This is a genomic window from Paracoccus sp. 22332, assembly GCF_052045125.1.
In the GTDB taxonomy this organism is placed as follows: Bacteria; Pseudomonadota; Alphaproteobacteria; order Rhodobacterales; family Rhodobacteraceae; genus Paracoccus; species Paracoccus haematequi_A.
This window is the reverse complement of sequence record NZ_JBQEOI010000007.1, coordinates 196,162-202,605: the sequence shown is the minus strand read 5'-3', so window position 1 is coordinate 202,605 and position 6,444 is coordinate 196,162. Positions and strand designations below refer to the sequence as shown.

General features: G+C 63.9%; 6 protein-coding genes and 1 pseudogene. 1 reads left to right on the top strand and 6 read right to left on the bottom strand.

Annotated elements, in window-relative coordinates:
- Window positions 1–1,705: pseudogene (locus ACTJI6_RS10915) on the top strand (hypothetical protein); the annotation flags it as partial.
- On the opposite strand, the gene ACTJI6_RS10910 reads toward ACTJI6_RS10915, so the two are convergent.
- The 6 genes from ACTJI6_RS10910 to ACTJI6_RS10885 form a co-directional block, all read right to left on the bottom strand.
- A complete protein-coding gene (locus tag ACTJI6_RS10910) occupies window positions 1,698–2,339 on the bottom strand; it encodes a VPLPA-CTERM sorting domain-containing protein (protein ID WP_440800600.1) in 642 nt (213 codons plus the stop codon). The pseudogene ACTJI6_RS10915 and the gene ACTJI6_RS10910 overlap by 8 nt on opposite strands.
- Window positions 2,340–2,548: 209 nt before the next feature.
- On the bottom strand, window positions 2,549–3,712 hold the full coding sequence (locus ACTJI6_RS10905) for a hypothetical protein (protein WP_440800598.1): 1,164 nt from the start codon (window positions 3,710–3,712) through the stop codon (window positions 2,549–2,551).
- Window positions 3,709–4,026: a hypothetical protein gene (locus ACTJI6_RS10900; protein WP_440800595.1), complete on the bottom strand. Its 318-nt coding sequence runs from the start codon at window positions 4,024–4,026 to the stop codon at window positions 3,709–3,711. Before ACTJI6_RS10900 ends, ACTJI6_RS10905 begins: the two co-directional genes overlap by 4 nt.
- Window positions 4,027–4,064: 38 nt before the next feature.
- Complete coding sequence (locus ACTJI6_RS10895) at window positions 4,065–4,664, bottom strand: 3'-5' exonuclease (RefSeq protein ID WP_440800592.1); 600 nt, start codon at window positions 4,662–4,664, stop codon at window positions 4,065–4,067.
- A 5-nt stretch (window positions 4,665–4,669) separates the two neighbouring features.
- The gene (locus tag ACTJI6_RS10890) at window positions 4,670–5,461 is read right to left on the bottom strand and encodes a hypothetical protein (RefSeq protein ID WP_440800590.1); all 792 of its coding nucleotides are present in this window, start codon (window positions 5,459–5,461) and stop codon (window positions 4,670–4,672) included.
- 10 nt (window positions 5,462–5,471) lie between these two features.
- Entirely contained in the window at window positions 5,472–6,401 is a 930-nt protein-coding gene (locus ACTJI6_RS10885) for a YqaJ viral recombinase family protein (protein ID WP_440800587.1), read from the bottom strand.
- Window positions 6,402–6,444: the final 43 nt, after the last annotated feature.

Below are 6,444 nucleotides of genomic sequence, written 5' to 3'. Positions count from 1 at the left end.
TGTAGATGGCACATGGAACAATGGTGCAGTCGGAAAGCCGCCCAACATCTTCAGCCATAACGTCTATACTGCCGAGATTAACGCAGACTTGACGTTCGATGGTATGCTGTCGATGCGGTCATCTTCCGTCGCGGCCCAGATGCGCGTTGGGGGTTGGTATTTCGACAGCGTTGCTCTGGACAATCAGGTCTCGTTCCAGAACTCAGGCGTGAGGAATGAGATCGATGAGCCAGCGAAAGCGTCTGAAAACGGCTTCCTCGGCATCAACCTACGGTCAGTTGCTGTTTCCGCCCGCAACAGCCCTTATATCGCTCAGCCTGGCGCGCGGCGTATGGGCTTCGATTTCCAGGGTGTGCAGACGGTCGATGTGGACTGTCTCATCATGCACGCGGCCGACCCCGACAATCCGGCGGAAATCGCAGCCAAGGGCATAGCCGAACCCGCGGTCAGTCGTGGTCGCGGCGGCCTTTGGTCCAACTTGGTGATCTTCGGGTGGGGCGGTGACTTGAACCTCACCGGCCTGGCGGCATCCATCATCAAGACGATTACAATCCAGCGTCGGGCCGCGCAGCTTCTGGGGGTGCCAAATGCGAGCATCGCAGATTACGCGGAGTATGTGCGCGGGCTGTCTTATCGGGACATGCAGTTGGAAATCCGGGCGATGCACCGCTATCTGCTGGCGGCGCGGGAGGGCAACCTCGAATTGCCTTTGGCGGATCGCACCGTGCCACAGGTGCTGACCTTCAAGCCCGACTGGCGAGGCGAGGGCTTCCGCTCTGACAGCCGGATCAACTGGTCGTCTGGCGATACCCCGATCGACGGCGACAGTCTCAATCTGCACGGCAACAGAGTCAAATGGGTCAAGGACACGGTGGCGGCAGGTGCGATCACCTTCGGTGGGGGCCAGATGGTCGTTGCCTCCGGGAAGTTGTCGGCCGCGTCTCACTCCGACACCGCCGACATTGAGGTCATCCGCTGCGGTAAATATCACGCCCCGGCTATGATCGGCAAAGCCGTGGCCCGAGGAGGGCGGCTGGTGCTGGACGGCGCGGCGACAGGTGATTTCGAAGCCAGCGGCCAAGGGCAGATGATCCTTGGGCCGAACTGCGTCGTGCCCAGCGGGAAGCGTCTGCGCATCGTCGGCGACATGGGAAAGGTGGGCTGGGACGGAACCGGGGGCACCGGAAGTCTGACGATCCAGTCGGGCGGTGTCTTGGAGTTCCACGCGACCCCGGTCCTGCGCTTCGATCTCTTCAATATTGATACCTGGGGGCTTTACCTCCACGACATGAAGGGCGTCACCAGCGGGGCGACAGGAAAATGGGATAGCTGGCGCCGCGTCGGGGAGAATGCCTTTGTTCGCGTCCGTGACATGCTGGGCATTCCCGTCGTCGGTGAACAGACGATCACGAAGAAGTATATTTACGAAGCCCTCGGCACCATTTCCGCGATCCTGCCAGCCACTATCGGAAAGATCGAGCGGTTCCGCAGCGGACGCTTCGGGCTGACGGCTCCCGGCATCGCAGGCACCGTGACCCTTGAGGTGGGATCAGAACTGGTCATCAGCAATCGAGACAAGCTGTCGCCCGGCGTTTACGACCTGGGCGGCGGCGCGGGAACGGGCGTGACCTACGTCGATCAGGGCGCAATCTTGCCTGTGGGTGTGACGATCACGGGCGGCAAGGCCACGCTGACCATCAGCTAACCCGGCGGCGCCTTCGCATCAGCGCGAGGGCGCCGAGGCCTAGAGGCAGGAGGGCGGCAGCCGCTGGCAGGGGCACGGGGGCTGGATTGTCCACGGAAACCACGGTGAAGGAGGCAGTCTCGAACCAAGCGTGGAAGCCGCCATAAGACGTTAACTGATCGGGAACTGCTGGCCCCCAAAACCACTGCTCGAAAATTCCGCCCACCTTGGTCGTGCCTTGGGTGCCAATGGTGTCCATGTAATGGAGATGGAAGTCAGAACCTGGAAACGTCATCGTCAAATTTGAGCAATCATAGCCCGCCAATGTGCAATAGTCGGCCCGTCCGCCATTGTCATAGATGCCGGACCAGCTTTCTGGATCGTCAGGGTAGATGACCTGGGCTACGAAGCGGACGATATCTCCGATCTGGAGGTGGCTGAACCGCCCTGTCACGCCATAAGGGTTGCCTTCCAGTGCCATGCTATCAAGGTAAAGGTCGGCAACTGAGGGATCATGCGCCCACAAGGCTACGTCAGTATATACGGTCCCGTCGTATCGCAGTTGGATGTCATAGTTGACCGTCGTCGCCGCCTCTGCCGCCGACCCCACCCCGACCACCACGGCCGCCGCCGCGCACAATGCCCTGATACCCATAATCCACCCCTGAAAATCGAATCACCGTCACCATGCGCGGCTGGCGGAATCATCAGCATCACGGGGGCGTGAGTCTCGGGGAAAGCGCCGAAGGGAAATCAACGCGGAGGCGAAAGGCCGGCCGGAACAGAGATCTAACGCTAGCTGAAAATATTTGGCCCCGCCCGGTTTGCGCCGGGCGGGGCCTTTTTTCGTTTCAGCGGTCGGCTTCAGTCTTCTTCTGCGCCTGCGTCCCAACCCCGCTGCCACGCCGCCTCGGTGTCCTCGTGGGACTTGTACTTGGCCGGAGCGGCGTCCCGGCGCTGACCGCGCCCATAGGCCTTGCGCCCTGCCTGATAGGCGGCCTCGATCTCGTCGTCGGATGGGGCGGCTGCCTGGGGCCTCTGCTGCTCGTCCTCGCGGTCCGAATTACCTTCCGCAGCTTCTGCCGCGCCATCCTGCCCGCCTGGCACGCCGCCTTCGCCAGGATCATCACCGGTATTTTGGGCAGGCGTCTCATCGGCCTTATCAGCTGCCTTCGTGTCGCTCTGCTGCTTCGCCACGTCCTCGAGCGTTTGAGGTTTCTTGGTGTCGGCCTTCTTCCCGTCGTCCTTCCCGATTACCTTGACTGGCTCGAAATAGGTTTCCACCTGCTCCTCGCCCGATTTCAAGGCGCGGAAGATCACGGTCAGGGGGGCAATGTGATCGAGGGTCAGATCGAGCGCATCCCCGATCTGCAGGTAAGCCGCGATCTGCTCTGGCTTCACGCCGAAACTGGCGAAGGCCTTGAAAAGGTCGTCTCGCCTCTCGACAAGCGTTTTGGCGTCACCTCGCGTCACTTTGACGGCCGCGTCATAGGCATCCCCCCAAACCGCCTTCGGAACAGCGGCGAATGTGGCGTTCCGCTTGGCGATTGAGGCCGCCGCATTGCCGGTCACGATAATCAGGTCGTCGTTGAAGAGGCGGCCGTTCTTGTCAACGATGCGGCGCCGGACCCGCGCGGTCGTCGCCACGTTCGTCTCCAGGTCGTGGAAGATGCCCTCGGCTTCGACGAACTTCTCGATCCGGTCGACATGGACCACGCGCGCGCCGACGCGAGCGTTGCCCCACTGTCCCGCGACGATCTCGGCCAAGCGGATCGAGGGGCCCAAGACAGGCTTGTTGCCGCGCGGCAGCGCATAGCAGCATTCCTGGGCGGCCCGTTCCGACATCGTGGCCAGCGACATGATGTTCCGGGCTGCCTTGGCGGGCGAGCGCGGCTTCATGTCCGCGCGCGCTTCCTGCTGCATGATCTCGGCGCGGGTCAGTTCGCTGACCATGGAGATTGGCAACTGTGACAGTTGATCCTCAAGGGTTTCGAGGCTGGCGTCCCGGTCCTTCACCTGATCGTTCATGCCGCCCCGCCTTTCTCGACAAGCTCAATCTCGTCCGGAGCCGGCGGCGCCACGAGCGTGTAGCCGCTCGACAGGGTCTTGATGGTCCCGGACTTCATCATCAGCTTTTCGGCATCGGCCGTCCGCTCGACAAGATCCTCGGCATCGGCCGGGATCATGTGTTCGACGAAGAGGGTGCCGCCGGCGACGGCGAACGGCGACGAGGGGCCGAACACCGCTTCCGCGATCTGCTTTGCGCTCTCATCGCTGATCGCGATGGTGGCCTTGACGCGTCGCATCCGGATCGCGCCCTCGGCCGGGGTGGTTCTTGCCATGTCGACTTCTCCTTTCATGGCGGTTGGTGCGCGCGCCGTCAGGCGCGCTGCTTGGCATAGTGTACGGCGGGCTCGGGCAGCAGACCGAGCCGGTGCAGGTGACGCATCACCTCCAGCGCGGCCCGCGCGTCGCCCACGGCGTCGTGCGCCTTGTCGTTGGCGATTCCGAAATGCGCGCAGGCCTCGGCAAGGTTCGGCCATTTGAAGCCAAAACGGCCGGGGATGCGCAGGAGATCGGTCAGCGGGCGCATCACGCAGATGTTGCGGGTGCGCTCGAAGAGGTCATCGCGGCCCGCGCGTCGCAGCTCGGCGCGGAGCATCTTGATGTCGAACTGTGCGTTGTAGGCGACGATGCAGTATCCGGCCTCAATCCGGCTGACATACTCGTCCAGAACTTCGCAGACGGGCACGCCGTTGGCAGCCAGGAATTCGGTGGTCAGGCCATTGACCCGACCCGCATCGGGCGCCATGGCCCAGCCGTCGGGGCGAACGTAGCGCTCGAAGATCACCGGGTTGTCGTCGTCGGGATGATCAATGGCGATCCCGCAGAAAGACGCCATGCGCGGCTGGCCTTCGGCATCGGCCGGGCGCTTGAAGTCGAAGATGCCGGTGGTCTCGGTATCGATGACATAGAACATGCTGGTTACCCCCTGAAACTGGCGACGGTTTTCGGAAAGACCCGGATGCCGGGCAGCGAGGCGCGCCCCTTCTGGGCGCGCACCATGCCGTTGATCGCGGTCACGACCGCGGCCTCGGCGATGAAGTTCCCGAGGATGCCGAGCGTCCCGTAGACGGCATCCTTATCGGTAAATTCCCAATCATAGGTCGCGCGGGCCGAACTTGTGACGCCCTCGGCGCGGTGGCGGGTCAGGTCGGCGGCGGCCGTCAGCGCACGCTCTTCGGCGGCGTCGGCCGCAGCGTGCAAGGCTTCGGCCTTGCCTTCAGCCCGGCCTGCTGCCTCCGCGCTTTTCGCCTTGGCCGCGCGCTCTTCGGCTTCCTGGGCCTTGCGCCGGGCTTCCTCCGCCTCGCGCTGGGCGCGCGCGCGCTCTTCGGCTTCCTTGCGGCAAACGAAGTCATCGGCCATCGCCTGTGCCTTCTTGACCGCCTTGTCGATCGGATCGGACATAGCGGCGAAGAAGGCGTTGATCCCGCGTTGTGCAGCCAGAACCGGCTTGTTCTCCGCTTGGCGCACCTCGTCCGCGCGCTTGGCATAGGCGCGGGCCTTCACGATCCAGCGTCCGACTGCTGTCTGGTCGTCGTCGCTGTTGACCTTCTTCGGCAGGTCACCGGCTTCGGCCAGCAGATCGGCAATGGCCTTCTGCATGTCGGCGAAGTCGGCCTTCAGCACCTCGTCGAGAGGTGCCTTGTTGTGGCCGAAGACTTGATCCACGACCGGCGTTCTGTCCGGTCTGACCTCGGCAACGGTATCGGGCATGTCCTGCCTCCTATTCGGGTTGGGGGAGAATGAGCTTGCGGAAGACGCCGGCCGGGACGCGGCTTTCCGCCCGGCGCACGCGTTTCCAGGTGATCTTCCGGCCGCGTCCTATCCACGCGACCGAGGCGTCTCCCATTTTGGCCTTGATCTCCGCCTCGGCCGCCCGCAGGCGGTCATCGGCGGCCTTGCGATCGGCCTTGGCCGATGCGGCCTCGGCGATCAGTTCGGGGATGCGGTTATCGCCCGTCAGGTCGATCTCGTCCGCGGGGTCTCCGAATTCATAGAGCCGCTCGATCATGGCGGCGTCTCGGGCATAGTCCGGCTGGGGCTCTTCGCCCGCATCGACGGATGCCCAGAAATCAGCAGCCTTGGCATAGATCGCGTCCACCACGCCCGGCAGCATGTCGATGCCGATGACCGGGCAGTCAACGCCATGCGAGAAGGTCAGGGGCGCGACCGCTGCCCATTGCGCACCGGTCAGGTGCGCCTCCAACGTCGCCTGCAAGGCGATCCAGAGGGGCGGATTGACCGCACCTTCCTCATCCATCCAGCGGCGGCGATAGACGCCCATGTCCACCGTTTTGATCTGGACGATGCCGCGCCCCAGGCGCGGGCACGTCACGAGCACATCGGGCGTCGCACCGACCCGCGCCTCGGGATCGCGCCAGTATTCGTTCCGGCTGTTGTGGTCGATCTGCCAGTCGGGATGCGCCTCGCGGATCATCTGGACCGCGACCGGCTCCAGCAGCCGCCCGCGCCGCATCGCCTCGTTCTCGCGCGGGCCTTCGGTCACCCGCCCGCTCTTGAGGTTCCACAGTTCGTAGACGGTCAGGTAGTCATGGACCCCGAACAGCGCGCCGACGGTCGAGGCCGTCACGTCCTTGCTGCGTGCCTTGAGCCAGGCGCGGCGGTTGGACGGGAGGATGCGTTCGATGGTCATGAGGCGCTTTCGAAAGATGGGAAGGGCGGCGCATCCCCGGCCT